Below are 25,359 nucleotides of genomic sequence, written 5' to 3'. Positions count from 1 at the left end.
TCCGTCGCGCGGGGCTCCTGGCCGGCAGGCGTCAGGACGCCGCGGGAGAGCGGCTCGCGGCCGGGCTGGGCGACGGGCTTGGCGAGGGAGTCGGGCACTCCTTCTTCACGGTGAACGTGACCGTCGTGCCCTCCTTCACGAGCGTGTTCGCCGCCGGCTTCTGGCTGACGACCGACCCCTTGCAGTCTCCCTCGCCCTCGTACAGCGGTTTCGGAGTGAGCCCCAGCATGTTGAGCCGCGCCAGCGCGGAGCTCTCAGGCAGGTTCTTGAGCTGGGGCACCTTGATCATGCCCTCGGTCGAGCTCGGCGAGGGCGTCGGCGAGGCGGTGCGGCTCGGCGACGGGCTGGGGGTCGGACTCGGCGTGGGGCTCGGCTTCTTCCTGGTCGGGCTCGGCCGCGACACCGGCACCTCCTGGGAGGGCCTCGTGGAGGGCCGTTTGGTGGGCCGCTCAGGCGACGGACTGGGCGACGGATTGATGATGTTCAGGGACGAAGCGGGCGGCTCGGGGGTCGTGGACCCGGCCGAGGCCATGTTGATGCCGAGGACGGCCAGGCCGCCGACGACGGCGAACCCCGCCACTCCGGCCGCGACCGGCATCCCCCGGCCTCTCCTGGACCGCTGGGCCGCGCGCCGCGCCGTACGGGAGCCCTGCTGTGGGGAGGCGACGGTCGCCGGCGGCACGGCCGGGGCGTCGTTCCAGGACTCTCGGGTGACGCGGTAGGTGGCGCCGGTGGCCGGGACGGCCTCCGGCCCACCCGGGTAGGGGCCTGCCTGGGTGAGCGGGCCCGTGGGCGGAGGCGGGGTCCCCATGCCCGTGGCGGGCGGGGCCGCGGTGACGCCCTGCGGGCCGTATCCCCCTCCGGTCAGGCCCTGCGGGCCGTACCCTGCTCCCGCCAGGCCCTCCGGGCCGTACACGGGCGAGGCGTCCGGCACCACGGTGCTGGGCATTCCGACACCAGGGGCCAGCACCGACTGCCGGGCGGCCTGGCTCATCGCGGCGGCGGACGGCCAGCGGCGCGCCGGGTCCTTCGACATGGCGCGTTCGACGATGGCCCGGACGGCGGGCGGCACGTCCGGCGGCAGCGGTGGCGGCTCCTCGCGGATGTGCTTGAGCGCGATCGTCACCGGCGAGTCGCCGTCGAAGGGACGCTGCCCGGCCAGGCACTCGTACGCCACCACGCCCAGCGCGTAGATGTCGACGGCGGGTGTGACCGGAGCGCCCTCGGCCTGCTCCGGCGCGCAGTAGGCCGCGGTGCCGAGCACCATTCCGGCGTCCGTGAGGCGGCTGCCCTGGTCGGCGCGGGCGATCCCGAAGTCGGTCAGCACGAGCGTGCCGTCGGAACGCACCAGCAGGTTGCCCGGTTTGACGTCCCGGTGCACGATCCCCCGCTCGTGCACGGCCTGGAGGGCGGAGGCGGCCTGGGCGATGAGCTCCATCGCGGGCTCGGCGCCGATGCGGCCGAGGCGGGTCAGCAGGCGGTCGAGGGGCTCGCCGTCGACGAACCGCATGACCAGGTATGCGGTGGAGCCGTCACCGGGGACCTCGGTGACTCCGTAGTCGTAGACGTCGACGACGCCGGGGTGGTTGACGGTCGCCATCGCCCGGGCCTCCCCCTGGAAGCGCACGGCGAATCCGGGGTCGTCGAGACGACCGGGGAGAAGCACCTTGACGGCGACGGTGCGCGCGAGGACGGTGTCCTCGCCGCGCCATACCTCGCCCATGCCCCCGGCGCCGAGCCGGGCGTCCAACCGGTAACGCCCAGCCAGGGTCATGCCTTGGGCCACCATTTGCGCCCCGTACCCCCTAAGTCAATCGACCCCCGAAGGTGTCCAACAAAGCAGGTTCGTGTCGCGGGTAGATAACGACAAGTTCACGGAACCCTGTATGCGTAAGGGATCCAGGCTCGGGGGTCGGAAGTCGAGCCTACCTGTTACCCGCCCGTACTACCGTGCACCGAGCACCGTGCCGTCCAGTTCCTGGGCGTGATCTGGACGACCATGCGGCGGCGGCAGTGCGGGCAGTAACGCGGTGGCTCCATCGCCCTGGCGGCCAGGCAGGCCGCGTGATCACCATTTCCGGCCGGACGGCCGCAGTGATCGCAGTAGAGGTCCACAGTGCACCACCCTAACCGCTGCCCCGCCTCCGCCGCCCGGAAAGCATCATGGAGTCCCCGCTGCCGATTAAGACGCTTCACGGCCCCTTTTAGTTGCCTGGCAATCTCCACGGGCATCCGGGAATGGCGACCCAATAGGCTGGCTCGCATGAGTGTTGCTCCAGGTCTGCGCGCCGAAGTCCTCATCATGGTGGAGCGCGAGGACACGGCGATCCGGGTCGGCAGCGGCGACGTGCCGGTGCTGGGCACGCCGCGGCTGCTGTCCTTCGCCGAGGGAGCCACGGTCAAGGCCGTCCAGCATCACCTGGAGCCGGGGCAGACCACCGTGGGGACCAGGGTGCTGATCGAGCACCGTCTGCCCAGCCCGGTCGGGATGCACGTCGAGATCGGCGTCGAGCTCACGGAGGTGGACGGCAGGCGGCTCGTCTTCTCCGTCAGGGCCGTCGACAAGACCGGCGCCCTGGTCGCCACGGGCACGATCGAGCGGGTCGTGGTCGACCGGGAACGGTTCCTCTCCCGTCTGTGAACCTCCGGCCCGCTCTACTCGTTACTCGATGACGGCGATGACGTCCCCCTCCTGGACGACGTCGCCCTCCTTCACCTGGAGCTTCGAGACGGTCCCGGCGTCCTCGGCGAGAACGGGGATCTCCATCTTCATCGACTCCAGGATCACAAGGGTGTCGCCCTCCTCGACGACCTCGCCCTCGCTCACAACGATCTTCCAGACGTTCGCCACCATCTCGGCGCGCACCTCGGCCACGCGGGAACTCCCCTCAAATAATCCAGCAGATCAAGCTTTTCTCATCCGGGAGACCAGCCCGGTGTCGTAGTCCCCGCTCACGAACTCGGGGTGGTCGAGCAACTCGGCGCAGAACGGCAGGTTGTGCTTCGGGCCCTCGATCCGGAACGCGGCGACGGCCTCCCGGCCCCGCTCCAGCGCCTCCTCACGGGTGGCGCCGGCGACGCAGAGCTTGGCCATCAGCGGATCGTAGAACGGCGTGACGGTGTTGCCCGCCGCGTATCCCGAATCGATGCGCACCCCCTCGCCCGCCGGTTCCTCCCATACACCGATCTTGCCAGGGCCGGGCAGGAACCTGCGGGGGTCCTCGGCGTAGACGCGGAACTCGATGGCGTGGCCGCTCACCCGCGGCTCGACGGAGTAGGTCTCACCGGCCGCGACCCGGATCTGGTGCTCCACCAGGTCGAGGCCGGTGACCAGTTCGGTGACGGGGTGCTCCACCTGGAGGCGGGTGTTCATCTCCAGGAAGACGAAGTCCTGGGCGTCCGCGTCCACCAGGCACTCCACCGTGCCCGCGCCGCGATACGACACGGCCTCCCCCGCCCGTACGGCCGCCGCCAGCATCCGCTCGCGCAGCTCCGGGGTCACTCCGGGGGACGGGCTCTCCTCCACGACCTTCTGGTGGCGCCGCTGGACCGAGCAGTCCCGCTCGCCCAGGGCGACCACGGTGCCGTCGGCGAGGCCGAGGATCTGCACCTCGACGTGCCTGGCCCGCTCGATGTAGCGCTCCAGCAGGATGGCGGGCTCGCCGCCGAAGCGGGCGGCCGCCCGGCAGGCCTGCTCGAAGGCCTTGGCCAGCGACTCGTCGTCGCGCGCCACGCCCATGCCGATCCCGCCGCCCCCGGCGGCCGCCTTCACCATCACCGGGTACCCGATCTCCGCGGCGGCCCGCTCGGCCTGCGCGAGGTCGGACACCGGCTCCCTGGTCCCGGCGGCGACCGGCACACCCGCGGCCTCCATCAGGTTGCGGGCGTTGATCTTGTCGCCCATCTGCTCGATGGCCTTGGGATCCGGGCCGATCCAGACGAGGCCGGCGTCGATCACCGCACGGGCGAACGCGGCGTTCTCCGCGAGGAACCCGTATCCGGGGTGGACCGCCCGCGCTCCCGTCGTACGGGCGGCCTGGAGGACCTTGTCGATGTCGAGATAGCTCTGGGCCGGATTCGCGGGGCCGAGGAGCACGGCGTCGTCGGCCTCACGCACGAACGGCAGATCGGCGTCCGCCTCGGAGTGGACCGCGACCGCGCGCAGCCCCATGCCCCGCACCGTACGGATGATCCGGCGGGCGATTTCACCACGATTGGCGACGAGAACTGAGTCGAACACGCAGCCAACTCTAGGATGATCCCCCGCTCCGTCCCCCCGACCGTTCCGACTGAACGCGGGGGCCGAATCTGTAGGGTCGCTACAACAACAATGGGCCCGGCGTGGCGTTGGAGGCGTTCCGATGCTACGTCTGCTACAAGCGCGTTACGAGCACAAGTCGGTCGACGACGCGCGCCATCGCCTCCACCACTCCGGGGTCGTAGGCCGACCCGCCGTCGAGGCGCAGCCGCTCCAGGGCCGCCGCCGCCCGGTCCCTGTCGGTCGATCCGCCCACGAGGTCGTCGTACGCGTTGGCGGCCTTGATGATGCGGCTGGCCATCGGCGGCGACTCGCCGAGCGTGTCGCACTGCCGCCGGACGATCTCCGCGACGCCGTGGAGCACGCCGGTCTTCCTGATCACCTCGGCGCCCAGCTCGGCGATCCGCCGCGCCTGCTCGGGGTCGGCCAGCACGGTCGCACCGCCGGGGATCGGATCGCGCAGCGAGAGCTGGCCGATGTCGTGCATGAGCGCGGCGTACTCCAGCTCCAGCAGTTGCGGCTCCGCCATGCCCAGCTCACGGCCGATGGCGACCGACAGCTGGCTGACGCGGCGCGAATGGCCCGGCTCGACGTACCCGCCGACCTCGGTGACCCGGCTCAGCGCCCGCACGGTCTGCAGGTAGGTCGCCCGGATGCCGGCGTACTTGCGGAACGCCACCTGCGTGACGAGCAGCGGCGCGGCGAACGCGGGCAGCGCGGTCATGTCCATGCTGTGCGAGGCGAGCGCGAGCAGGATGCCCGACGCCGCGACGGCGGCGCCGAGCGGCGCGGCCATCCTGATCTCGTCCCGTACGGCGACGACGAACGCGGTCCTGACCTGGTCGGCCCGGAGCATGGCCGCGATCACCACGTCGGCCGCGAGCATGACCGTGACGAGCACCGCCATCACGCCGAGCGCCGGCCACCAGTTGCCGTGCCGGTCGGCCGTGTCCCCCGCGAGCTTCCCGAGCGGGCCGGTGAGCGGCCGGTAGGCGAAGGCGAGCAGCGACCCGGCGAGCAGCCGCCGGGCCATCGCGTCGAGACGCGGCGGCCGGCCGACCGCCAGGTGCGGCAGCCCGCCCGCGATCATGCCGACCGACATCACCGCCACGACCTGCAGGGCCGAATGATGCGCCGGCCGTCCGCCCACGTCGAGCAGCAGGGCGTACCCGAGGGAGGCGGCGGTGGAGATCGGGGCGACCTCGCGGTTGCCGGGCATCGTGAGCCGGGCGAGCTCCCCGGCGGCGATGAGCGCGCCGAACCCGATGGCGACCCGCGGATCGGTCAGGCCCTCCGCCGCGGTGTGGGCGATCCCCGCCACGGTCAGCATCCCGGCGGCGCAGATGAGCAGGAGCTGGCCCGAGTCGAGCCCCACCGGCCTGGCCGTCAGCCGACGCTCCCTCACCGCTCCGACACCACCTGGATGGGCGTCGTCGGGTCGTCGTGGTCCTTCACCGTGGTCTCCACGGCGGCGTCGTCGGGCGGGACGGGCACCGGCTGAGCCAGGTCCCAGCCGTGCCGGTCGAGCGCCTTGACGAACGCGCACACCATGTCGGGGTCGAACTGGGTTCCCGCGTTCTTGCGCAGCTCGCCGACCGCGAACTCGATCGACTTGGCCTTGCGGTAGGAGCGGTCGGAGGTCATGGAGTCGAACGCGTCGGCCACCGCGATGATCCGGGCGAACTCGGGGATCTCCGACCCGGCCAGGCCCATCGGGTAGCCCTTTCCGTCATGTCGTTCGTGGTGGTGCATGATCCCGGCGAACGCCTCGTCGAGGAAGTCGATGCCCCGCACGATCTCCAGCCCGCGCATCGGGTGGAGCTGGATCGCGGCGTACTCCTCCTCGGTCAGACGGCCGTCCTTCTGCAGCACCTTGGTCGGCACGCCGAGTTTGCCCACGTCGTGGAGCATGCCCGCGTACCGGATCGCGCGCAGCCGCTCGGTGCCCATCCCGATCTCCTCACCGATCATGGAGGAGGCCGCGGAGACCCGCGTGCAGTGACCGCGCGTGTAGTAGTCCTTCGTCTCCACCGCCTGGCACAGCGCCGCGATGGTCGCGTCGTACGCCCGTTGCTCGGCGTGGTAGTGCCCCAGCGCCCACCGGGCCACGAACAGCGGCAGCAGCACGAGCACGGCCGAGATCGACTGCACCGTCGACCACAGGGCCGCGATCAGCAGGCCGAAGGTGGCGAAGCCGACGTAGGAGCTCAGGAACTGCACCATCGCGCGGAGCGAGACCTGGTCTTTGTGCACCGCGGACGCCAGGCGCAGGATGACCGCGGTCAGCGCGAAGTTGACGGCCACGAAGACCCCCGTCGCCGCGGCGTACGGCACCAGGATGCCCGGGAAGTCGGCCGGCTCGGGTAGGTGGGCCCGCCCTCCCGCGCTCTCGTAGGCCCATCCGGCGGCATACCCGCACAGGGCGTACTGCGCGCCGTTGAACAGCCGTTTCACCATCGGCAGGCCGGGGCGCACGCTCACGACCGCGGCCAGCCCGACCAGGGCCGCGCCCTCCGGGCCGACGAGCACCACGGCGGCCAGCGCCGCGGAGAAGCTCACCGACACCGCGACGTGCGGCACGTTGAGCAACGTCGGCACCGACTCGCAGAGCAGGAAGAGCAGCGCGAGGACCAGAAGCGCCGACCAGTCCTCCGCCGCGAGCCCGTGATGCGCGAGGAGACCGCGCATGATCACGAGACCGGCGGTTCCGACGAGCGCGACGAAGTAGACCCTGGCGGGCCACGGAAGTTCCCGCATGGCGGCCACCTTGAATGCGGATCGGACCCGTGGGCCGGCCCTGCCGGACCGGCCCACGGGCAGTGACTACGTCCAGGAGATCCCCGGGGTGCCGGCCGCGAGACCGGCCAGAGCCACCACCGGAGTGAGCAGCGCCAGCGCCACTATCAGCCTGACGACGGTCTTCCCAAGCATTGCGCCGCCTCCACGTCGATGTCGCACTCAGGCTACAGAAGGGCCGATGGCCGGTCCGGGATGTCGCGACCATCGCAGCCAAACCGTAACCAAGCCATCACACCGCGTGCAATTGCACCGGTATGTCGGTGCCTTTTCACGGGGCGAGCCCGGCCATCAGCCGACGGACGTCGTCGTCCGCGTCGGCCTGGAGCATCCCGTTGTCGACGCTCGGCGTGCAGCCGTACAGGATGTGCACGCCCGCGGGCGGCCCCTCGGCGTACCCGAAGACCAGCCGGTAGTCGTCGCGCACCGCCGATGCGCCTCTCCCACGGCACGTGCGATCGCTCGGCACGGTGTCCAGGTCGTTGAGCGCCGCCGCGAGTCCCCGCGCCGCCGCCGCGCCGTGCTCGCGCCGGGGCGGCCACTTCTCGTTGCCGCCGCTGCACACCAGGACCCACCGCGGATCCCCCGGGACCATGCTGTCCTGCTGGCCCCGGCGGTCGTGGGCGGCCCGGCAGGGGTCCTCCGGTCGCGGAAGCCGCCACGTCCCCTCCCGATAGGCGGTGGTCAGGGCCTCCCCGACGTACGAGCGGGTCCGGACCGTGCCGTTCGTCGTCGCGACGCAGGAGTTCACCTCCTCCGCGCTGCCCACCCACAGCGCCGAGCCGTCGCCGTACGCGAACCGGACCAGGTAGTTCGTCATGGGCCCGCCCACCGCCGTACAGGGCCCCTCGACGTCTTCGGTGCTCACCGGCAGGTACGCGAGGTCGCGGGCCATCGCCGCCGCCTGGTCCGTCAGCGTCCGCGAGCCGCCCAGCCCTTCGCCGCCCGGATCGGTGTTGGTGCCGGGATAGGCGCAGAGCAGCGCCCGGACCGGCGAGCCGGGCACCAGCGACTCGTCCGCGCCGTCCACGTCCGCCGCGGCCGGCACCCACCCACCGATGCCGTCGCCGCCCCAACGCTGCGGGCACGCGTCCGGCACCGCCCTCGGATCCGGAGCGCACGCGGCCAGTACGGCTCCCGCGCACACGGCGACGACTGCGATGAGGACGGAGGTCCGGCGCAAACGCATCACACCGCTGAGACGTCCACCCCGGCCGTCCGGTTCGCTCCCGATCAGGCGAGCGCCTGGCGGGCCCATTCGACGGTGGCCTTGAGGCCGGTGGACAGGTCGTGCCGGGGACGCCAGCCGAGGACCTCGTACGCCGGAGCGGGGTCGACGGCCATCGCGGGGAGGTCGCCCATCCGAGAGGGCTCGAAGCGCGGCTCGTCGGGTGCTCCGGCCGCCGCGGCGACCAGGCTGTGCAGCTCACGGTCGGTGGTCTGGACGCCGGTGCCGAGGTTGATTCGGCGGCCGTCGCCGTGCGGCCCGCAGGCGCGGGCGAAGCCGTCCACCACGTCCTCCACGAAGACGTAGTCGCGCGTCTGGGAGCCGTCGCCGTACACGACCGTGGGCTTTCCCGCCAGCAGGGCGTCGGTGAAGATGGCGACCACCCCGGCCTCGCCCTCGGGCGACTGACGCGGCCCGTAGACGTTCGACAGCACGAGCGTGGTGTATTCGAGCCCATGCAGCGCCCGGTAGGTGGCCAGGTACAGCTCGCCGCCGAGCTTGGAGGCGGCGTACGGCGAGCGGGGATCGGTGGGGGCGTCGCCCGGGACCGGGATCACGGCCGGCCTGCCGTAGACGGCGACGGAGGACGCGTAGACGACCTTGCGGGCCCCGGCGCGCCGGGCGGCCTCCAGGACGTTCACCGTGCCCTCGACGTTGATCCTGGCGTCGGTCACCGGGTCGGCCACGCTCCTGCGCACGCTGATCTGCGCGGCGAGGTGACAGACGACCTCCGGCCGCCAGCGCTCGGCGAGCTCCGCGAGCGCGGGGTCGCGCACGTCCATGACGTGCAGGGGGGCGTCGGGGTTGCGCGCGTGGCCGGACGACAGGTCGTCCACCACCGCGACCTCGTGACCGTCCGCCAACAGCCGATCGACGAGGGTGGACCCGATGAACCCCGCCCCGCCCGTGACCAGTGCCCGCATGTCCCCGCCCTTCCCGGCCTGTAACGGAAGATCCTAACGAGCATTGCCCCGGCTCGGACGGATCACGCCTTCCGTGGACCGGGGGCTACTCCGCCATCTCGGCGCGTACCTGCTCGATCCGGGTGAGCACCTTGCTGCGCAGATCCTGCGGGACGGGGTCGCACCCGCAGTGTTTGGCCACGAGCCGCTTGACGGCCTCCTCGAGGCCGTACTCCTCCAGGCACGGGCCGCACTCGTCGAGGTGCTTCCTGATCTCGGCGATGCGGTCGCTGTCCAGCTCGCCGTCCAGGTAGGTGTACACCCGGTCGAGCACCTCGCTACACGGGGTGTCGTGGTGTTTCCCGCAGCTCATCGCTCCTCCTCGCCAAGCGTTCCGCCGAGACCCGCGCCACGGGAGTCCGACCGCACGAGACCTCGCTCGCGCGCGTAGTCCTCGAGCTGGTTGCGCAGCTGCCGGCGGCCGCGGTGGAGGCGCGACATCACGGTCCCGATGGGCGTGCCCATGATGTCGGCGATCTCCTTGTACGGGAAGCCCTCCACGTCCGCCAGATAGACGGCGATGCGGAACTCCTCGGGGAGCGCGGCGAGAGCGTCCTTCACGTCGCTGTCGGGAAGGTGCTCGAGCGCCTCGATCTCGGCCGACTTCAGACCGCTGGACGTGTGCGACTCCGCCCGCGCGAGCTGCCAGTCCTCGATCTCCTCGGTGCCCGCCTGCTTGGGCTCCCGTTGCTTCTTCCGGTAGCTGTTGATGAACGTGTTGGTGAGGATGCGGTAGAGCCAGGCCTTGAGGTTCGTCCCCTCCTGGAACTGGTGGAAGGAGGCGAAAGCCTTGGCGAAGGTCTCCTGCAGGAGATCCTCCGCATCCGCTGCGTTTCGGGTCATCCGGAGCGCGGCCGAGTACAGTTGGTCGAGAAACGGCATGACGTCGCGCTCGAACCGCTCGCTGCGCTGCTCCAGAGTCTCCTCGGCTGTCTTGGAGACCGGACCCACCCCCTTAAGGACTTCGTACCCAGCCGAGGATACCGGCCCGGCAACGTCCAGCCCGTCGAGGCCTTCTGGCAGCACCAACGTCTTCATGCCCAACTGCAACAGGGCGGGCGTAGAGTCTGTTCCCGGTGCAGATTGAGGTGACGAACGACCCGGTGCGGGGAAAAAAGTAAGCACCGGCTTGGTAGCCCGGAAACCGTGTTTCGCTGCCGCACGCCCATGCGCGGGGCAGCCAAGAGTCCAGGAGTCGCTCGTGCTGCCTATACCGGCCAACGAACTCAACGGCTCGGGCACACTCGGGCCGTACTGGACCTTCTATCACGCGGTCGTCGCCGAACAGTTGCGCCAGTGGCTGCCCGGCCGCCCCTCCCTCCTGCTGGACCTGTCCGGCGGACGGGGGCGGTGGCCGGCCCAGGCGGCGCGCGCCGGTCACCGGGTGATCGAGGTCATGGACTTCCGCAGGCCGGCGGAACCGTGGTTGCGCGACGCCTCCGACCGCATACAGAAGGTGCGCGCCGACAACCTCGGCTTCCTGCCCGACGGCTGCGTGGACGGCGTGATCGCCGAGGAGCGCGTGCTGTCGGTCGAGATCATGGCGGAGTCGGTCATCGAGGACGTGGCCAGGGTGCTGCGGCCCGGCGGGCGCGCGCTGCTGTGCGTCGACTCGCTGGTGCTCGGGATGGCGATCCTGGCCGAGCAGAACTACTGGGCGCACCTGTGCCAGACGGGCGAGGTCATGCTCATCCCCTGGCCCGACGGCAGCATCACCCGCTGCTTCACCAGCCAGCAGATCCGTGAGCTGATCACCGGCGCCGGCCTGGAGGTGGAGTGGGTGCGCCCGCGCACGGTGCTGTCCCCCTCCACCGTCGACCACGTGCTGAGCTCGGAGAGCAAGTCGCTGTCCTGGCTGGTCCGCACCGAGCTGGAAACCCAGGCCGACGGCGACGACACCGTCGGCATCCACCTGGTGGCCAGCGCGCGCAAGCCGTTGTGAACGCTCTCCCGGACGCCGCACGGACGGGCGCTCGGACAGGCTCTTGAAACGGGTCCTCAGCGGCGGCGCTCGGCCCGCGACTGGCACTGCACGCAGCGGGCCGCCTCGGGGCGGGCCTCCAGCCTGCCCTCCGGCACGAGCGTGCCGCAGTCGACGCAGCGGCCGTAACCGCCGTCGTCCAGCCGCCGCAGCGCGGCCAGCACGGCCGTACGCTGCCGGGACGCGGCGTCGAGCATGGCCCGGGTCCGGTCGGCGTCGGTGAGGTCGGCTCCCGCGTCGGCGAGGGACCTGTCGTGCCCGGCGGCCGGATCCCCACGCAGCACGCTGATCGACCGGTCGAGTTCGGCGAGCATGCTTTCCAGGCGCATACGCGCGGTCGCGACGTCCACGGATCCGCACCTCCGGGAGTGGGGGAGTCACCCGTCCAGGAGCCCCCGGTCCTCCTGGTCGGTCAGCGGCCGGTCACTTTCCGTGCGACCGCTTTCTCGAACGGATGCCCACTTCACGCGCCGCCTACACCCTCACCGCGAGTCAGAACAGACGCGGCACGTCGTCGCCCTCCAGGGGCTCGATCAGCTCCGGGCCGTTGTGGCGGACGCTGTTGACGGCGTCCGACACGGCGTACGCCTCCAGCCGGTCCGGACCGGCCGGGACGAGCAGGCCCGTGGGGTCGGTCACGCGCGGGTCGAGCCACTCCGTCCAGCGGTCGCGCTCGACCATCATCGGCATCCGGTCGTGGATGCGGCCCAGCTTGTCCGTCGCCGTGGTGGTGATCACCGTGCAGGTGCACAGCCACTTCAGCGGGTCGTCGTCGGGGCGGGTGGGGTCCTTCCAGAACTCGTACAGGCCGGCCATCGCGAGCACGCCGCCGTCGGCGGGGTGGATGAAGAAGGGCTGCTTCTTCTTGCCCTCCAGCGGCATCCACTCGTAGTAGCCGTCCGCCGGGATCAGGCAGCGCCGGGACTTCAGCGCCCTGCGATAGGACGGCTTCTCCGCCACGGTCTCCACCCTGGCGTTGATCATCCGCGAGCCCACCGACGGGTCCTTGGCCCAGCTCGGCACGAGCCCCCACCGGACCACCCGGAGCTGCCTGACGGGCTCGTCGCCCGCGCTCTCGCCGCCGTCGTCCTTCGGCACCCGGCTCATGACCGCGTAGACGTTCTTGGTGGGCGCGACGTTGTAGTCGGGCCGGAGCTCGCCGCCGGGCACCTGGTCGGGCACCCCGTCCACCTCGACCTGGAACTCCTCCAGCAACTCCTGCTTCTTGCGCGCAGACGCGTACCTCCCGCACATGACACCAAGACTGCCACTCCCGCGGGCCGCACGCGCTCTCGCGACGGTGCGGACGAGCGTGCGCGCACTAAGCTTGCGGCATGGCCACTCCGCAGTCCGCGTCCGGCGGCGCCGTGCCGCACGCCATCGACCAGAACGGCGTCGAGAAGAACGCCGCCGCGCCGCTCTGGCCCGCCCCGGTGGCCGCCGAGCCGGTTCGTGCGACGGTCCGCCTGCCCGGCTCGAAGTCGGTGACCAACCGCGCGCTGCTGCTCGCCGCGCTGGCCGACGCCCCCGGCACCGTACGGCTCGCGCTGCGCAGCCGCGACGCCGACCTGATGGCGGCGGCGCTGCGCTCGCTCGGCGCCGAGATGACGCCGTCCAACGAGAGCGCCGACAGCGTGGACTGGTCGGTGACCCCTCATCCCGTACGCGGCGGGGTGTCGATCGACGTCGGCCTGGCCGGGACCGTCATGCGGTTCGTGCCGCCGGTCGCCGCGCTGGCCGACGGACCGGTCTTCTTCGACGGCGACGCGCACGCGCGCAAGCGGCCGATGGGCCCCATCCTGGGCGCGCTGCGCGCGCTCGGCGCGTCGGTGGACAACGACACGCTGCCGTTCACGATCCGGGGGCCGATCCCGGGCGGCGAGGTCACCCTCGACGCGTCGGTCTCCTCACAGATGGTCTCGGGCCTGCTGCTGGCCGCCGCGCGCTTCGAGAAGGGCGTGACGGTGCGGCACAGCGGCCCGCCCGTCCCGTCGATGCCGCACATCGAGATGACCGTGCAGATGCTGCGCCAGGCGGGGGTCGAGGTGGACGACTCCGAGCGCGACGTGTGGCGGGTGCAGCCCGGCCCGATCCGGGCCAGGGACGTCACGGTCGAGCCCGACCTGTCCAACGCCGCCCCCTTCCTCGCGGCGGCTCTGGTCACCGGGGGCTCCGTCGTGGTGCCGGACTGGCCGGAGGAGACGACGCAGGGCGGCGACGAGCTTCGCGGGCTGCTCGCCGAGATGGGCGCGCGGGTCGAGCGGGTGCCGGAGGGCCTGCGGGTGACCGGCGAAGGCAGGGTGCGGGGCATCGACGCCGACCTGCACGACGTCAGCGAGCTCACCCCCACGATCGCCGCGCTGGCCGCGCTGGCCGACGGGCCGTCCCGGATCCGGGGCGTCGCGCACATCCGGGGGCACGAGACCGACCGGATCACCGCCCTCGCCACGGAGATCAACCGGCTGGGCGGCGACGCCAGGGAGACCGACGACGGCCTGGAGATCCACCCCCGGCCGCTGACCGGCGGCGTCTTCCACTCGTACGCCGACCACCGCATGGCCACGGCGGGCGCGGTCATCGGCCTGGCCGTGCCGGGTGTCGAGGTCGAGGACATCGCGACGACCGCCAAGACGCTGCCCGAGTTCCCGCGCATGTGGGCCGCGATGCTGGGCGGCGAGGGATGAGCGGCGGGCTGGTACCCGCCGGGCGAACGGGGCGCGGGCGCTGAGAAAGCGGCAGTACGACGAGGACGACGTCAGGGTCAGGCCGGGCAAGGGCTCACGGCCTCGGACCCGGATCCGGCCTGCCCACAGCGAGGCCGTCGAGGGCTTCGTGGTGGCCGTCGACCGCGGGCGCTACACCTGCCTCGTGGGCGAGGGCGTCCCCCGCTCCACGACACCGAAGAAGCGGCGGGGCGAGCGGACGCTCGTCGTCGCGATGAAGGCCCGTGAGCTCGGCCGCAAGGGCATCGTCGTGGGCGACCGTGTGGCGCTGGTGGGCGACGTGACCGGGCAGCCCGACACGCTGGCGCGCATCGTCCGCGTGGAGGAGCGCACCTCGATGCTGCGCCGCAGCGCCGACGACGTGGACGACATCGAGCGTCCCATCGTCGCCAACGCCGACCAACTGGTCATCGTCACCGCGCTCGCCGATCCCCCGCCGCGCCCCCGGATGATCGACCGGATGCTCGTCGCGGCCTACGACGCCGACATCGAGCCGCTGCTGTGCCTCACCAAGGCCGACCTGGCCCCCGCCGACGACCTCGTGGCGCTGTACGAGCCCCTCGGCGTGCCGTACGTCGTCGTGCGCAAGGGCGGCCCGCTCGACGACCTGGGCGAGGCGCTCGCGGACCGCATCAGCGTGCTGGTCGGCCACTCCGGGGTCGGCAAGTCGACCATGGTCAACGCGCTGGTGCCGCACGCCCGCAGGGCCGTGTCCCACGTGAACGCCGTCACCGGCCGGGGCAGGCACACCTCCACCTCCGCGGTCGCCCTGGAACTGCCGGAAGGCGGCTGGATCATCGACACCCCCGGCGTACGCAGCTTCGGGCTCGCCCACATCTCGGTGGAGACCGTGCTCGCCGCCTTCCCCGACCTGGTGGACGCCACGGCCGACTGTCCCAAGGGCTGCACCCACCTCGGCGACGACTGCGCCCTCGACCGCTACGTCGCGGAGGGTCACGCCGATCCCGCGCGCCTGGAGTCCCTGCGCCGCCTGCTCGCCAGCCGTGAGGGCTCCGCCGACGACGACTAGAACGACGCGGACTAGAACGACGACGACTAGAACGACGCGCTCCGGGTGAGAGCGAGCATTACGGCGAGCGCTCCGAGTATGCTCCCCATGGCGATCCGCTGGGCTCGCAGCCACGCCGGCCGGTGCGTCAGGAAGCCCGCGACACTTCCGGCGGCGAGCACGATCGACAGATTCACGGTCGAGGCCACCGCGATCTGGAAAAGACCGAGAACGACGCCCTGAGCAAGCACGTTCCCCGCCCCGATATCGACGAACTGCGGAATGACGGAGACATACAGAATAGCGATCTTCGGATTGAGCAGGTTCGTCATCAGTCCCATGGCGAAAAGCCGGGACGGCGGGTCGTCCGGCACGTCCCGCACGGCGAACACCGAAACGCCGCCGGGCCTGATCGTCTTCCAGGCGAGCCATATCAGGTAACCCGCCCCAGCCAGCCGTATCGCGGTGAGAACCTGCGGAACCGCGGCGAACAGCGCCGCCAGGCCGAGATTCGCCGCCGTCAGATAGACGAGGAATCCCGCGACGACTCCGCTCAACGAGATCACCCCGGCCCGGCGTCCCTGGCTGACGCTCCGCGACACGAGATACATCATGTTCGGGCCCGGAGAAAGCACCATTCCGAGCGCCACGGACACGACACCCAGCACCGCCTTCGGTTCGACCATGACGCCGCCCTTTCTTCGCTGGTCATCAGTGCCGGTCCGGACGGCTTCCTCAGGCTATTTCACCACTCATAAAGAATGCAATATTAAATATTGCTCTCGGAGCAATAGTGTGTTTGGATGCGTTCACCCTGACGCGGAGAGGAGGCGGCGGTGGAGAGCTATCGGGAACTGGCCGACGAGGTGGCCGCGGACATCGCGGCCGGGCGGCTCAGGCCGGGAGACCGGTTGCCTCCTCAGCGCGACTTCGCCCGGCGGCGCGGCATCGCCGGCTCCACCGCCGCGCGCGTCTATGCGGAGCTGACCCGCCGTGGCCTTACGGTCGGCGAGGTCGGCCGCGGCACCTTCGTACGCGCCTCCGCCCGGCGTCCCGGAACCGCCCTGGCCGAGCCCAGCGGCACCCGGGTCGACCTCGAACTCAACTATCCCGTCATCCCCGATCAGGCCCGCCTGCTCGGGGACGGCCTCAGGCGGCTGCTGCGCCCCGACGTGCTGGAGGCGTCCATGCGGCCGGTGGGCGCGGCGGGCACTCCCCTCGCCCGCGAGGCCGTCGCGGACCTGCTCGCCCGCGCCGGCTGGCGACCCGACCCGGCACGGGTGCTCTTCGCCGGCAACGGACGCCAGGCGATCGCGGCCGTCATCGCCGCGCTCGTCCCGCCGGGCGCGCGGCTGGGCGTCGAGGAGCTCACCTACCCCGTCGTGAAGACGATCGCCACCCGGCTCGGGGTCACCCTCGTGCCCCTGCCTGTCGACGAGGCCGGCCTGGTGCCCGAGGCGGTGGAGAGCGCCGCCCGCAAGGCTCCGCTGAGAGCGGTCTACCTCCAGCCGACGCTGCACAACCCGTTGTCGCTCACCATGCCGGTCGAGCGCCGCGCCGAGCTCGCGGCCGTGCTCGCGCGGCTGGACCTGCCCGCGATCGAGGACGGCATCTGGTCGTTCCTCCGGGACGAGCCGCCCCCGCTCGCCGCCGTGGCGCCCGAGCGCACGATCCTCGTCGACAGCCTCTCCAAGCGGCTCGCGCCCGGGCTGACCGTCGGATTCGCCGTCGTGCCCGAGGCCGTCGTCCCCAACGTGACCGCGGCGCTGCACGCGGGGGGCTCCGCGCCGCCGCGGTTCGCGCTGGAGGCGGCGGCCCGGCTGGCCGGCGACGGCGTCGTGGACTCGCTGAGCCGGGGCAAGCGGCGGGACGCCGAGGCCCGGCAGGAGATCGCGACGCGGCACCTGGGCGAGTTCGCCGTCCGCGCCGACCCGCGGTCCTACTACTGCTGGTGGGAGCTTCCGCCGCCGTGGCGGGCCGACACGTTCGTGGCCGCCGCCGCGCGGCACGGCATCGCCGTCACTCCGGCGGCGGCCTTCGCCGTCGGCGACAACCGCACACCGAACGCCGTCCGCCTCGGCCTGGCCTCACCACCGGCCGAGACGCTGGCACGCGCCCTGTCCACCCTCGCCGGTCTCGCCCGTTCCTCACCGGACGACCTGCTGGCCGAGTGAGCGGTCAGGCCTTGCGGTTGGGGCGCAGGGTCCAGGAGACGGTCATCTCCGAGACGACGACGTCCTCGGCGTTGCGGATCTCGACGGCGACCTCGAACTCGGGCCGCTCCCCCGCGTCCAGCCGGGCGACGACCGCCTCCCGCTCGGCCCTGAGGGTGGCGGCGGCCGTGACCTCGCCCATGGCGAGCTTGCGGTAGCCGATCTTCGCCTCGGTCGCCAGCGGCACGGCCCGGGACAGCTGGTCACCGAAGGCCGACAGCATGGCCGCGCCCGAGGCGGTCTCGGCCAGCGTGAACAGGGCGCCCGCGTGCGGGCCGCCCACGTGGTTGTGCAGGTCTCCCCGGTCGGCCAGGCGGGCGACCGCCTCACCGCTGCCGATCGAGTCGAACGTGATGCCGAGCAGCCGCGCGAACGGGACGCTGTCGAGCATGAAGGCGCCGATGTCCATGGCCGGGATGTTACCGGCTGGTACGGTTTGGAGCGATCCTTCCTCTGCTGTGAGCAGGTCGCGGCACGATACGTTGGGCACGTGACGGAGTACCGCGACGACCTGCATCTCGCGCATCTGCTGGCGGACGCCGCCGACGACATCACGATGCGCCGTTTCAAGGCCGTGGACCTCAAGGTCGACACCAAGCCCGACCTCACCCCGGTCAGCGACGCCGACCGGGCCGTGGAGGAGGCGATCCGCGGCACGCTGCGCCGTGCCCGGCCCCGCGACGCCGTCGTGGGCGAGGAGTTCGGCATGACCGGGTACGGCATGCGCTCCTGGATCGTCGACCCGATCGACGGCACCAAGAACTACGTACGCGGAGTGCCCGTGTGGGCCACGCTGATCGCGCTGATGGAGCACGGCAAGGTCGTCGTGGGCGTGGTCTCGGCCCCGGCGCTCGGCCGCCGCTGGTGGGCCGCCAAGGAGAGCGGCGCGTGGACCGGGCGGAGCCTGAGCAAGGCCACGCGCTGCGAGGTGTCCTCGGTCGGCCGCCTCGACGACGCCTCCTTCTCCTTCTCCGACCTGGAGGAATGGGAGAAGGCCGGGCGGCTCGACCCGTTCCTCGACCTCACGAGGGAGTGCTGGCGCACCCGCGGCTACGGCGACTTCTGGTCGCACATGATGGTGGCCGAGGGCGCGGTGGACATCTCCGCCGAGCCCGAGCTGTCCCCCTGGGACATGGCCGCGCTCACGATCATCGTCGAGGAGGCCGGCGGCTCCTGCACCTCGCTCGACGGCACCCCGCCCCTCGACGGCAGCAACCTCGTCTGCACCAACGGCCTGCTCCACGACGAGGTCCTCAAGCGCCTGTCCCCCCGCTGAGCCCTACAACGCCAGCACGTCGCCCGCGGCGGTGAGGAGGCTGCCGCGGTACGCCTCGCCGAACAGGCAGACGTGGACGGCGAGCGGGTGGAGCTGGTGCAGCGGCACGCGCTCACGCCAGCCGTCCGCGAGGGGCGCCGCCTCGCGGTAGGCGGCGAGGATCGTGTTGAGGTGCGGCGCCCCGAACAGCGCCAGCATCGCGAGGTCGGTCTCCCTGTGGCCGCCGTGGGCGGCCGGATCGACCAGCACGACCCCGGCCGCCGACCACAGCAGGTTCCCGCTCCACAGGTCGCCGTGGATCCGGCTCGGCGGCTCGGCCGGCCCTGCGACCTCCGCCACCCGGTCGCACGCCTCCTCGACCAGCTCCACGTCCGCGGCCGACAGCGCGCCGCGGTCGCGCGCGAGCCGTACGAACGGGAGCACCCGGCGGGACACGTAGAACGACGGCCAGTCCGGCGCGGGCTCGTTGCCCATCGGAAGCTCGGCGATGTAGCCGGGCCAGGGGGCGCCGAAGTCCGCGGCCCCGGCGGCGTGCAGGGCGGCCAGCTCACGCCCGAACCGCTCGGCGGCCCCGGCCGTCGCGGGGGCGGTGTCGACCCACTCGAGCACCAGCGTGCCGCCGTCCGCGGCGATCACCTCGGGGACGGCGACCGCTCCCGGCTCGGCCAGCCAGCGCAGCCCCGCCGCCTCGCTGCCGAGGACGGCGGACGCGTCCGCGCTCTTCTTGACGAACACCCTGCGGCCGTCGTCGAGCACACCCTCGTGCAGCGTCCAGGCGTGACCGCCGCCGAGGTTCCTAGTGATCCTCAAGGTACTTCGCCACCCCCTCACAAGCGGCCTCGACCATGCGCAGCACCTCGACGAACCCCTCGCGTCCCCCGTAGTAGGGATCGGGCACCTCGGCGCCCTCGGGGGCCGCGGGGTCGAACGACCGCAGCAGCCGGACGTCCGCGTCCGGCGGGGCGATCCGCCGTACGGCGCGCAGGTTGTCCTGGTCCATCACGAGGACGAGGTCACGCTCGGCGAACCATGCCCGGTCGAACTGGCGGGCCCGGTGGGACGAGCCGTCGTAGCCGTGCTCGGCCAGCGTGGCCAGGGCCCGCTCGTCCATCGGCTCACCCGCGTGCCAGCCGCCGGTGCCGGCGCTGTCCACCTCCACGTCGAGCCCGCGTTCGGCCAGCGTACGGCGGAGCACGACCTCGGCCATCGGCGAGCGGCAGATGTTCCCCATGCAGACCAGACATACACGCTTCATGAACTCAATCCTCTCCCATAACGCCCGTGACCTGCTCGTTATCTCTTCCGGGGTCGCACAAGAGCGACTGGGGGCGTTCATTACCCGTTCACCTTTACCAAGGTTTTAGGTCACCTTGGCTCCCTACCGTCCCTGATGTTGAGAGACAAGGGGAGGAACAACCGTGAAGTATGCAGGCCGGCTCGCAGCCGCCACTATCGTCGGCGTGCTCTCGCTCGCCGCATGCGGGACCGATGACAACACTGGCACCGCGGGGGGCACCTCCAGCGCCGCCGCTCCCGCGCAGGGCGACGACACCCTGAAGGGCACCATCAACGCCGCCGGCTCCTCGGCCCAGGCGAACGCCATCGCGGAGTGGAAGAAGAACTTCCAGTCGTCGAACCCCGGCGTCAGCATCAACTACAACCCGAGCGGCTCCGGCGCCGGTGTCCAGGCGTTCATCCAGGGCACGGTGGCCTTCGCCGGCTCCGACTCGGCCCTGAAGGACGACAAGGGCGAGCCCGCCCAGGCCGACGCCCGGTGCAAGACCGGCAAGGCGATCAACCTGCCGATGGTGACCGGCCCGGTGGCCGTCGTCTACAACCTGCCGGGTGTGGACGGACTCCAGCTCTCGCCGAAGACCATCGGCGGCATCTTCAACAGCAAGATCACCAAGTGGGACGACCCGGCCATCAAGGCGGACAACCCCGACGCGAAGCTGCCCTCGACCGCGATCCAGGCGTTCCACCGCTCGGACGAGTCGGGCACCAGCGACAACTTCACCAAGTTCCTCAAGGCCACGGCCGACTGGCCGTACGAGCCGGCCAAGGCCTGGCCGGCCGAGGCGCAGGGCCAGGGCGCGAAGGGCTCGGACGGCATCGCGTCCAGCATCAAGAGCACCGAGGGCGCGATCAGCTACGTCGAGCTCTCCTTCGCCGAGAACTCGCAGCTGCAGAAGGCCAAGGTCGCCAACGGCTCCGGCGAGTTCGTGGAGCTCACCCCGGAGAGCGCCGCCAAGACCGTCGAGGCCGCGGAGATCGCGGGCACCGGCAACGACCTCAAGCTCTCGATCGACTACGCCACCAAGGCCGCGGGCGCCTACCCGATCGTGCTCGTGACGTACGAGATCACCTGTGAGAAGGGCCTGTCGGCGGACGACGCGAAGCTCGTCAAGTCGTTCCTGACCTACACCTCCAGTGACGAGGGCCAGCAGGCGCTGACCGGCCTCGGCTACGCGCCGCTGCCGTCGAGCCTGCTCACCAAGGTCCGCACCGCGGTCGAGGCGATCTCCTAACCAGATGGCGACGTCAACCAGAACCAGGGAGAGCGGGCCGGCCATGCGCCGGTCCGCCTTCCGGCGCAGCCGCGGCGACGGCCCGTTCCGCTTCGCCTCGACCGGGGCCGGTATCGTCCTTCTGGCGATCATGGCCGCGATCGGGGTGTTCCTGGTCGTCAAGGCCGTCCCCGCCCTCCAGGCGAACACGTCCCACTTCCTAACCGAGCTGACCTGGCAGCCGAACGCCACCGAGCCCGTCTTCGGCATCGGGGCGCTCGCCTTCGGCACCGTGCTGAGCTCGCTGCTCGCGCTGGTCATCGCCACCCCGGTGGCGGTCGGGGTCGCGTTGTTCATCTCGCACTACGCGCCCCGGCGGCTCGCGTCCGTCCTGGGCTACGTGGTGGACCTCCTCGCGGCGGTCCCCAGCGTGGTGTACGGCCTGTGGGGCGTCACCTTCCTCGTGCCGTTCATGCTCGGCCCGTCGAAGTTCCTCAACGACTACCTCGGCTGGATCCCGCTGTTCGGCGGCGACACCGTGGTCGGCAAGAGCATGCTCACCGCGTCGCTCGTGCTCGCGATCATGATCCTCCCCATCATCGCCGCGATCTCCCGCGAGGTCTTCCTGCAGGCCCCCAAGATGCAGGAAGAGGCCGCGCTGGCGCTCGGCGCGACGCGCTGGGAGATGATCAGGATGTCCGTCCTGCCGTTCGGCCGGCCCGGCGTCATCAGTGCCGCCATGCTCGGCCTCGGCCGCGCCATGGGCGAGACCATCGCGGTCGCGCTCATCTTCCCGGCGACGTTCAAGATCTCGTTCCAGATCCTCGGCCCGTACGGCAACAGCATCGCCGCCAACATCGCCAACGGCTTCGGCGAGGCGACCGAGGTGGGCCGCGGCGCGCTGATCGCCTCGGGTCTCGTCCTGTTCCTCATCACCCTGCTGGTGAACATGGCCGCCCGCTTCGTCATCGCCCGCCGCAAGGAGTACGCGAGGGCCGCAGCGTGACCGTACAGACCGGAATCCAGCCCATCTCCGCCGCCCGGAGGGCGAAGGACCGCCTCGTCCAGGTGCTCGTCTACCTGGCGTTCGCGCTCGCGGTCATCCCGCTGTTGTCGGTGCTGTGGCTCGTCGTCAAGAACGGCATCGGCCGCCTCGACATGGAGTTCCTCACCCACTCCATGCGCAACATCGGAGCGCGCGACGCCGGCGGCGGCGCCTACCACGCCATCATCGGGACACTCGAACAGGTCCTGCTCGCCTCGCTCATCGCGGTCCCGATCGGCCTGCTCACCGCCGTCTACCTCGTCGAGTACGGCGAAGGCGGGCGGCTATCGCGCATAATCAGCTTCTTCGTGGACGTCATGACCGGCGTCCCTTCCGTGGTTTCCGGGCTCTTCGTCCTGGCCTTCTGGATCCTCGTGCTCGGCATGCCGTTCTCCGGCTTCGCCGGCGCGCTCGCCCTGTCGATCCTGATGATGCCGGTCGTGGTCAGGTCCGCAGAGGAGATGCTCCGCCTGGTCCCCCGGGAGCTGCGCGAGGCGTCGTACGCGCTGGGCGTGCCCAAGTGGCGCACCATCGTCAAGGTCGTGCTGCCCACGGCCTTCACCGGGATCGTGACCGGCGTCATGCTGGCCGTCGCCCGCGTCGCCGGTGAGACCGCGCCGCTGCTGCTGACCGTCTTCATCACCGACTCCATCAACAACGACCCGTTCAACGGGCCTCAGATGGGGCTTCCGCTGTACGTCTTCGATCAGGCCGGCCGTCCCACGGACACCGCGATCAACCGCGCCTGGACCGGCGCGCTCACGCTGATCCTGATCGTCATGCTGCTCAACCTGGTCGCACGCCTCATCACCTGGTGGCGTTCGCCCGCGAGGAGGAGGTAAGGAATGGCCAAGCAGATCGAGGTCGCGGGCCTCGACGCCTACTACGGCTCGCACAAGGCCATCGAGGGCATCTCGATGACGATCGAGCCGCGGTCGGTGACGGCCTTCATCGGCCCCTCGGGCTGCGGGAAGTCCACGTTCCTGCGGACCCTCAACCGGATGCACGAGGTCATCCCCGGCGCCCGGGTCGAGGGCAAGGTCCGCTTGGAGGACCAGGACCTGTACGGCGCGGACGTCGACCCGGTGTCGGTCCGCCGGACCATCGGCATGGTGTTCCAGCGGCCGAACCCCTTCCCCACGATGTCCATCTTCGACAACGTGGCCGCGGGCCTGCGGCTCAACGGCCGTCACTCCCGGTCCGAACTGGACGGCATCGTCGAGGAGTCGCTCAAGGGCGCCAACCTCTGGAACGAGGTCAAGGACCGGCTCAACAAGCCGGGCGCGGGCCTGTCCGGCGGTCAGCAGCAGCGCCTGTGCATCGCCCGCGCGATCGCCGTACGCCCGCAGGTGTTGCTCATGGACGAGCCGTGCTCGGCGCTCGACCCCATCTCGACGCTGGCGATCGAGGACCTGATCTCGCAGCTCAAGCAGGACTACACGATCGTGATCGTGACCCACAACATGCAGCAGGCCGCCCGGGTCAGCGACAAGACCGCGTTCTTCAACCTCGCCGCGCAGGGCCAGCCCGGCAAGCTCGTCGAGATGGACGAGACCTCGAAGATCTTCACCAATCCGGCCGAGAAGGCGACCGAGGACTACATCACGGGCCGCTTCGGCTGACGACCGCTTCCGGCTGACAGCATTGGAGGGACCTGGGTGACGGCACCCGCAGTGGAGGGGGACACTCGGACGGCGCCCATGCTCCTGGTGGCCGATCCGGACGCGGGTCTGGTGCGGCAGCTCTCGGCGGCCATGCAGGCCGAGGGCGTCGACGTGACCGGCGTACCGGACGGCGCCCAGGCGCTGCTGCAGGCCGGGGCGCTCCGGCCCGACGCCGTGCTGATCTGCGCCTCCCTTCCCATCGTCGGCCCCGTCGACTTCGTCCGCGCCGTACGGCTCATGCGAACCGTGCCCGTCCTGCTCGGCATCGACTTCGGGAGCGACGCCGAGCAGGCGCTCAAGGCTCTGGAGGCGGGCGCGACGGCCTGCGTGGCCAGGCCGTATCGAGTGCCCGAGCTACTCCCCCTCGTGCAGGCGGCCTTCCGCCGGCAGGACGGCCGCAGGACCGTGCTGACGATCGGCGACGTGGAGCTCGACGTGACGGCGTACCAGGTGAAGGTCGGCGGGCGTGTCGTGCACCTGCCGCTGCGCGAGTTCGAGCTGCTGCACTACCTGATGCGCAACGCGGACAGAACGGTCACCCGCGAGCAGATCATGCGCAACGTCTGGCACTCGACCGACGGGATGTCGACCAACACCATCGCCGTCCACGTCAAGCGCCTGCGCGCACGGCTGGGCGACGTGGAGGACAGGATGATCCAGACCGTCCGAGGAGTCGGTTACCGGTTGGTCAGCGGCTGACCGCGGTGTTCAGGAGAAGGTGTGGCCGAGGTGCGCCAGACCGGCGTCCGCGTACGCCCGGGAGCCTGTCTGCAGGCCGTACGCGACGTCCTCCAGCAGCGCGCACCGCGCGTAGAAGACCGCCCGCTCGTGGCCGGCGTCGTCGTGGCGGCCCTGGTAGTGCGCCAGCGTCCGCTCGTAGACCTCGGGTCCGAGGTCCCGGTAGACGAGCGCCAGGTCGTACGCGGGATCGGCGATGGCCGCGTCCGTCCAGTCGATGACCCCCGTGACGGCGCTCGCCTCGACGTCCACCAGTAGGTGCTCGCTGCCCAGGTCGTTGTGGCAGAACGTCAGCACGCCGGGCTCGGCGGGCGCCGCGGTGCCGAGAAAGTCCTCGACCAGCCGCCGGGCGGCCGGCGGCACGTTGTCCACGATGTCCCGGTAGTTCCCTTCGGCCTCCTCCAGGAGCTCGGTCATCGGATAGGCGTCCCGCGGCACGAACGCCTCCATCCGCTCCACCGGCGCCGCGTGGACCCGGCTGAGGAAACCGCCCAGGGGAGCCGCCAAGCGCGCGGGCTCGCTGACGGGGTGCAGGTTCAGCGGACGGCCGGGCAGCTTCCGGTAGGCGAGGACACCCGCCTCCTCGTCCACGAGGATGGGCTGCGGCACCGGTAGCGGCGACAACTCGCTCACCGCGGCGAGCAACCCCGCCTCTCTCCTCACCGCTTCGGCGCGGACAGCCGAATCGCCGATCTTGCTCTGCCGTACGACGAGCTCACCGTTGACCTCGTACGCCGCGTTGTCCTGTCCCTCGCCCAGCCGTTCGACGGTTCTGACCGCGTAGCCGGGCAGGTGGCGGGCCAGCAAACGGATGATTCGCTCGGTCACCTCCGTAACCCTAGCCATTCGTCCGGGTGCGGTGGGGTCTTGGTGCGGTCGGGGGGCGGTGCGGTGGGGCCCTGGTCGGTGGGGTGGGACGTGGCTTGGGGTGGGACGTGGCTTGGGGTGGGACGTGGCTT

The 25,359-nt window shown here is 71.2% G+C and carries 28 protein-coding genes; 11 read left to right on the top strand and 17 right to left on the bottom strand.

Annotated elements, in window-relative coordinates:
• Positions 1-31 precede the first annotated feature (31 nt).
• Together Msi02_RS33525 and bsaP are read right to left on the bottom strand one after the other, a co-directional pair.
• The gene (locus Msi02_RS33525; protein ID WP_239108955.1) at positions 32-1,774 is read right to left on the bottom strand and encodes a serine/threonine-protein kinase; all 1,743 of its coding nucleotides are present in this window, start codon (positions 1,772-1,774) and stop codon (positions 32-34) included.
• Between the two features lie 158 nt (positions 1,775-1,932).
• A complete protein-coding gene (gene bsaP, locus Msi02_RS44840; protein ID WP_444543495.1) occupies positions 1,933-2,232 on the bottom strand; it encodes a biotin synthase auxiliary protein BsaP in 300 nt (99 codons plus the stop codon).
• A gap of 31 nt (positions 2,233-2,263) precedes the next feature.
• Here bsaP and Msi02_RS33520 point away from each other — a divergent pair, with 31 nt between their 5' ends.
• Entirely contained in the window at positions 2,264-2,641 is a 378-nt protein-coding gene (locus Msi02_RS33520) for a thioesterase family protein (RefSeq protein ID WP_079316282.1), read from the top strand.
• Positions 2,642-2,662: 21 nt separating this feature from the next.
• Here the strand turns inward: Msi02_RS33520 and Msi02_RS33515 are convergent, their stop codons facing one another.
• From Msi02_RS33515 to Msi02_RS33480, 8 genes are all read right to left on the bottom strand, one after another.
• Positions 2,663-2,875 (bottom strand): biotin/lipoyl-binding carrier protein, encoded by a 213-nt coding sequence (locus Msi02_RS33515; RefSeq protein WP_143737451.1) that lies wholly within the window; start codon positions 2,873-2,875, stop codon positions 2,663-2,665.
• Between the two features lie 30 nt (positions 2,876-2,905).
• On the bottom strand, positions 2,906-4,240 hold the full coding sequence (locus Msi02_RS33510) for an acetyl-CoA carboxylase biotin carboxylase subunit (protein WP_079316281.1): 1,335 nt from the start codon (positions 4,238-4,240) through the stop codon (positions 2,906-2,908).
• A 133-nt stretch (positions 4,241-4,373) separates the two neighbouring features.
• Entirely contained in the window at positions 4,374-5,663 is a 1,290-nt protein-coding gene (locus Msi02_RS33505) for an HD-GYP domain-containing protein (RefSeq protein WP_239108954.1), read from the bottom strand.
• Positions 5,660-7,015 carry an HD-GYP domain-containing protein gene (locus Msi02_RS33500; RefSeq protein ID WP_204051878.1) on the bottom strand — a complete coding sequence of 452 codons (1,356 nt, stop codon included), beginning with the start codon at positions 7,013-7,015 and terminating at the stop codon, positions 5,660-5,662. The genes Msi02_RS33505 and Msi02_RS33500 overlap by 4 nt, the downstream gene beginning before the upstream one ends.
• A gap of 310 nt (positions 7,016-7,325) precedes the next feature.
• The gene (locus Msi02_RS33495) at positions 7,326-8,243 is read right to left on the bottom strand and encodes a hypothetical protein (protein ID WP_204051877.1); all 918 of its coding nucleotides are present in this window, start codon (positions 8,241-8,243) and stop codon (positions 7,326-7,328) included.
• A 44-nt stretch (positions 8,244-8,287) separates the two neighbouring features.
• The gene (locus tag Msi02_RS33490; protein ID WP_204051876.1) at positions 8,288-9,205 is read right to left on the bottom strand and encodes an NAD-dependent epimerase/dehydratase family protein; all 918 of its coding nucleotides are present in this window, start codon (positions 9,203-9,205) and stop codon (positions 8,288-8,290) included.
• 85 nt (positions 9,206-9,290) lie between these two features.
• Positions 9,291-9,557 (bottom strand): mycothiol system anti-sigma-R factor, encoded by a 267-nt coding sequence (gene rsrA / locus Msi02_RS33485; protein ID WP_079316279.1) that lies wholly within the window; start codon positions 9,555-9,557, stop codon positions 9,291-9,293.
• Positions 9,554-10,195 (bottom strand): sigma-70 family RNA polymerase sigma factor, encoded by a 642-nt coding sequence (locus Msi02_RS33480; protein ID WP_079316278.1) that lies wholly within the window; start codon positions 10,193-10,195, stop codon positions 9,554-9,556. The genes rsrA and Msi02_RS33480 overlap by 4 nt, the downstream gene beginning before the upstream one ends.
• A gap of 250 nt (positions 10,196-10,445) precedes the next feature.
• On the opposite strand from Msi02_RS33480, the gene Msi02_RS33475 reads away from it, so the two are divergent.
• The gene (locus Msi02_RS33475) at positions 10,446-11,186 is read left to right on the top strand and encodes a class I SAM-dependent methyltransferase (RefSeq protein ID WP_079316277.1); all 741 of its coding nucleotides are present in this window, start codon (positions 10,446-10,448) and stop codon (positions 11,184-11,186) included.
• 56 nt (positions 11,187-11,242) lie between these two features.
• On the opposite strand, the gene Msi02_RS33470 is transcribed toward Msi02_RS33475, so the two are convergent.
• Positions 11,243-11,575: a TraR/DksA family transcriptional regulator gene (locus Msi02_RS33470; RefSeq protein ID WP_142651244.1), complete on the bottom strand. Its 333-nt coding sequence runs from the start codon at positions 11,573-11,575 to the stop codon at positions 11,243-11,245.
• A 142-nt stretch (positions 11,576-11,717) separates the two neighbouring features.
• Positions 11,718-12,479 carry an SOS response-associated peptidase gene (locus Msi02_RS33465; RefSeq protein WP_204051875.1) on the bottom strand — a complete coding sequence of 254 codons (762 nt, stop codon included), beginning with the start codon at positions 12,477-12,479 and terminating at the stop codon, positions 11,718-11,720.
• Between the two features lie 80 nt (positions 12,480-12,559).
• On the opposite strand from Msi02_RS33465, the gene aroA reads away from it, so the two are divergent.
• Both aroA and rsgA read left to right on the top strand, forming a co-directional pair.
• The gene (gene aroA, locus Msi02_RS33460) at positions 12,560-13,909 is read left to right on the top strand and encodes a 3-phosphoshikimate 1-carboxyvinyltransferase (RefSeq protein ID WP_204051874.1); all 1,350 of its coding nucleotides are present in this window, start codon (positions 12,560-12,562) and stop codon (positions 13,907-13,909) included.
• A gap of 40 nt (positions 13,910-13,949) precedes the next feature.
• Positions 13,950-14,978 (top strand): ribosome small subunit-dependent GTPase A, encoded by a 1,029-nt coding sequence (gene rsgA / locus Msi02_RS33455; RefSeq protein WP_204051922.1) that lies wholly within the window; start codon positions 13,950-13,952, stop codon positions 14,976-14,978.
• A gap of 26 nt (positions 14,979-15,004) precedes the next feature.
• Here the strand turns inward: rsgA and Msi02_RS33450 are convergent, their stop codons facing one another.
• Positions 15,005-15,643: a LysE family translocator gene (locus tag Msi02_RS33450; RefSeq protein ID WP_204051873.1), complete on the bottom strand. Its 639-nt coding sequence runs from the start codon at positions 15,641-15,643 to the stop codon at positions 15,005-15,007.
• Positions 15,644-15,793: 150 nt separating this feature from the next.
• Between Msi02_RS33450 and Msi02_RS33445 the strand changes: the two genes are divergently transcribed.
• Positions 15,794-17,131, top strand: coding sequence for an aminotransferase-like domain-containing protein (locus Msi02_RS33445; protein WP_204051872.1), 1,338 nt, complete (start codon positions 15,794-15,796; stop codon positions 17,129-17,131).
• 4 nt (positions 17,132-17,135) lie between these two features.
• On the opposite strand, the gene Msi02_RS33440 is transcribed toward Msi02_RS33445, so the two are convergent.
• Complete coding sequence (locus Msi02_RS33440; protein WP_079316271.1) at positions 17,136-17,579, bottom strand: DUF4442 domain-containing protein; 444 nt, start codon at positions 17,577-17,579, stop codon at positions 17,136-17,138.
• 81 nt (positions 17,580-17,660) lie between these two features.
• Between Msi02_RS33440 and hisN the strand changes: the two genes are divergently transcribed.
• A complete protein-coding gene (gene hisN / locus Msi02_RS33435; RefSeq protein WP_204051871.1) occupies positions 17,661-18,446 on the top strand; it encodes a histidinol-phosphatase in 786 nt (261 codons plus the stop codon).
• 3 nt (positions 18,447-18,449) lie between these two features.
• Here the strand turns inward: hisN and Msi02_RS33430 are convergent, their stop codons facing one another.
• Together Msi02_RS33430 and Msi02_RS33425 are read right to left on the bottom strand one after the other, a co-directional pair.
• Complete coding sequence (locus tag Msi02_RS33430) at positions 18,450-19,256, bottom strand: fructosamine kinase family protein (RefSeq protein ID WP_204051870.1); 807 nt, start codon at positions 19,254-19,256, stop codon at positions 18,450-18,452.
• Positions 19,243-19,701: a low molecular weight protein-tyrosine-phosphatase gene (locus Msi02_RS33425; protein ID WP_079316268.1), complete on the bottom strand. Its 459-nt coding sequence runs from the start codon at positions 19,699-19,701 to the stop codon at positions 19,243-19,245. The genes Msi02_RS33430 and Msi02_RS33425 overlap by 14 nt, the downstream gene beginning before the upstream one ends.
• 163 nt (positions 19,702-19,864) lie before the next feature.
• Between Msi02_RS33425 and pstS the strand changes: the two genes are divergently transcribed.
• From pstS to Msi02_RS33400, 5 genes are read left to right on the top strand one after another with little or no spacing between them, the layout of a single operon-like run.
• Positions 19,865-20,974, top strand: coding sequence for a phosphate ABC transporter substrate-binding protein PstS (pstS, locus tag Msi02_RS33420; RefSeq protein ID WP_079316267.1), 1,110 nt, complete (start codon positions 19,865-19,867; stop codon positions 20,972-20,974).
• A gap of 4 nt (positions 20,975-20,978) precedes the next feature.
• Positions 20,979-21,959: a phosphate ABC transporter permease subunit PstC gene (pstC, locus tag Msi02_RS33415; RefSeq protein ID WP_079316266.1), complete on the top strand. Its 981-nt coding sequence runs from the start codon at positions 20,979-20,981 to the stop codon at positions 21,957-21,959.
• On the top strand, positions 21,956-22,840 hold the full coding sequence (gene pstA / locus Msi02_RS33410; RefSeq protein WP_204051869.1) for a phosphate ABC transporter permease PstA: 885 nt from the start codon (positions 21,956-21,958) through the stop codon (positions 22,838-22,840). Before pstC ends, pstA begins: the two co-directional genes overlap by 4 nt.
• Before the next feature lie 3 nt (positions 22,841-22,843).
• Positions 22,844-23,620 carry a phosphate ABC transporter ATP-binding protein PstB gene (pstB, locus tag Msi02_RS33405; protein WP_079316264.1) on the top strand — a complete coding sequence of 259 codons (777 nt, stop codon included), beginning with the start codon at positions 22,844-22,846 and terminating at the stop codon, positions 23,618-23,620.
• A gap of 36 nt (positions 23,621-23,656) precedes the next feature.
• Positions 23,657-24,361, top strand: a complete 705-nt coding sequence (locus Msi02_RS33400) for a response regulator transcription factor (protein ID WP_239108952.1) — start codon at positions 23,657-23,659, stop codon at positions 24,359-24,361.
• 9 nt (positions 24,362-24,370) lie between these two features.
• Here the strand turns inward: Msi02_RS33400 and Msi02_RS33395 are convergent, their stop codons facing one another.
• Positions 24,371-25,228 (bottom strand): phosphotransferase family protein, encoded by an 858-nt coding sequence (locus tag Msi02_RS33395; protein ID WP_204051868.1) that lies wholly within the window; start codon positions 25,226-25,228, stop codon positions 24,371-24,373.
• Positions 25,229-25,359 lie beyond the last annotated feature (131 nt).

It is taken from the genome of Microbispora siamensis (assembly GCF_016863095.1).
In the GTDB taxonomy this organism is placed as follows: domain Bacteria; phylum Actinomycetota; class Actinomycetes; order Streptosporangiales; family Streptosporangiaceae; genus Microbispora; species Microbispora siamensis.
The sequence above is the reverse complement of the archived record's forward strand: the minus strand, read 5'-3'. Positions and strand labels throughout refer to the sequence as shown.

What these genes read in the sequence shown, in the direction of transcription:
- Msi02_RS33490 (WP_204051876.1), bottom strand. Translation starts at nt 9,205, where the DNA reads ATGCGGGCACTGGTCACGGGCGGGGCGGGGTTCATCGGGTCCACCCTC.
- Msi02_RS33525 (WP_239108955.1), bottom strand. Translation starts at nt 1,774, where the DNA reads ATGACCCTGGCTGGGCGTTACCGGTTGGACGCCCGGCTCGGCGCCGGG.
- Msi02_RS33425 (WP_079316268.1), bottom strand. Translation starts at nt 19,701, where the DNA reads ATGAAGCGTGTATGTCTGGTCTGCATGGGGAACATCTGCCGCTCGCCG.
- rsrA (WP_079316279.1), bottom strand. Translation starts at nt 9,557, where the DNA reads ATGAGCTGCGGGAAACACCACGACACCCCGTGTAGCGAGGTGCTCGAC.
- Msi02_RS33450 (WP_204051873.1), bottom strand. Translation starts at nt 15,643, where the DNA reads ATGGTCGAACCGAAGGCGGTGCTGGGTGTCGTGTCCGTGGCGCTCGGA.
- Msi02_RS33500 (WP_204051878.1), bottom strand. Translation starts at nt 7,015, where the DNA reads ATGCGGGAACTTCCGTGGCCCGCCAGGGTCTACTTCGTCGCGCTCGTC.
- Msi02_RS33465 (WP_204051875.1), bottom strand. Translation starts at nt 12,479, where the DNA reads ATGTGCGGGAGGTACGCGTCTGCGCGCAAGAAGCAGGAGTTGCTGGAG.
- pstB (WP_079316264.1), top strand. Translation starts at nt 22,844, where the DNA reads ATGGCCAAGCAGATCGAGGTCGCGGGCCTCGACGCCTACTACGGCTCG.
- Msi02_RS33495 (WP_204051877.1), bottom strand. Translation starts at nt 8,243, where the DNA reads ATGCGTTTGCGCCGGACCTCCGTCCTCATCGCAGTCGTCGCCGTGTGC.
- Msi02_RS33520 (WP_079316282.1), top strand. Translation starts at nt 2,264, where the DNA reads ATGAGTGTTGCTCCAGGTCTGCGCGCCGAAGTCCTCATCATGGTGGAG.
- bsaP (WP_444543495.1), bottom strand. Translation starts at nt 2,232, where the DNA reads ATGCCCGTGGAGATTGCCAGGCAACTAAAAGGGGCCGTGAAGCGTCTT.
- Msi02_RS33440 (WP_079316271.1), bottom strand. Translation starts at nt 17,579, where the DNA reads ATGGACATCGGCGCCTTCATGCTCGACAGCGTCCCGTTCGCGCGGCTG.
- pstC (WP_079316266.1), top strand. Translation starts at nt 20,979, where the DNA reads ATGGCGACGTCAACCAGAACCAGGGAGAGCGGGCCGGCCATGCGCCGG.
- aroA (WP_204051874.1), top strand. Translation starts at nt 12,560, where the DNA reads ATGGCCACTCCGCAGTCCGCGTCCGGCGGCGCCGTGCCGCACGCCATC.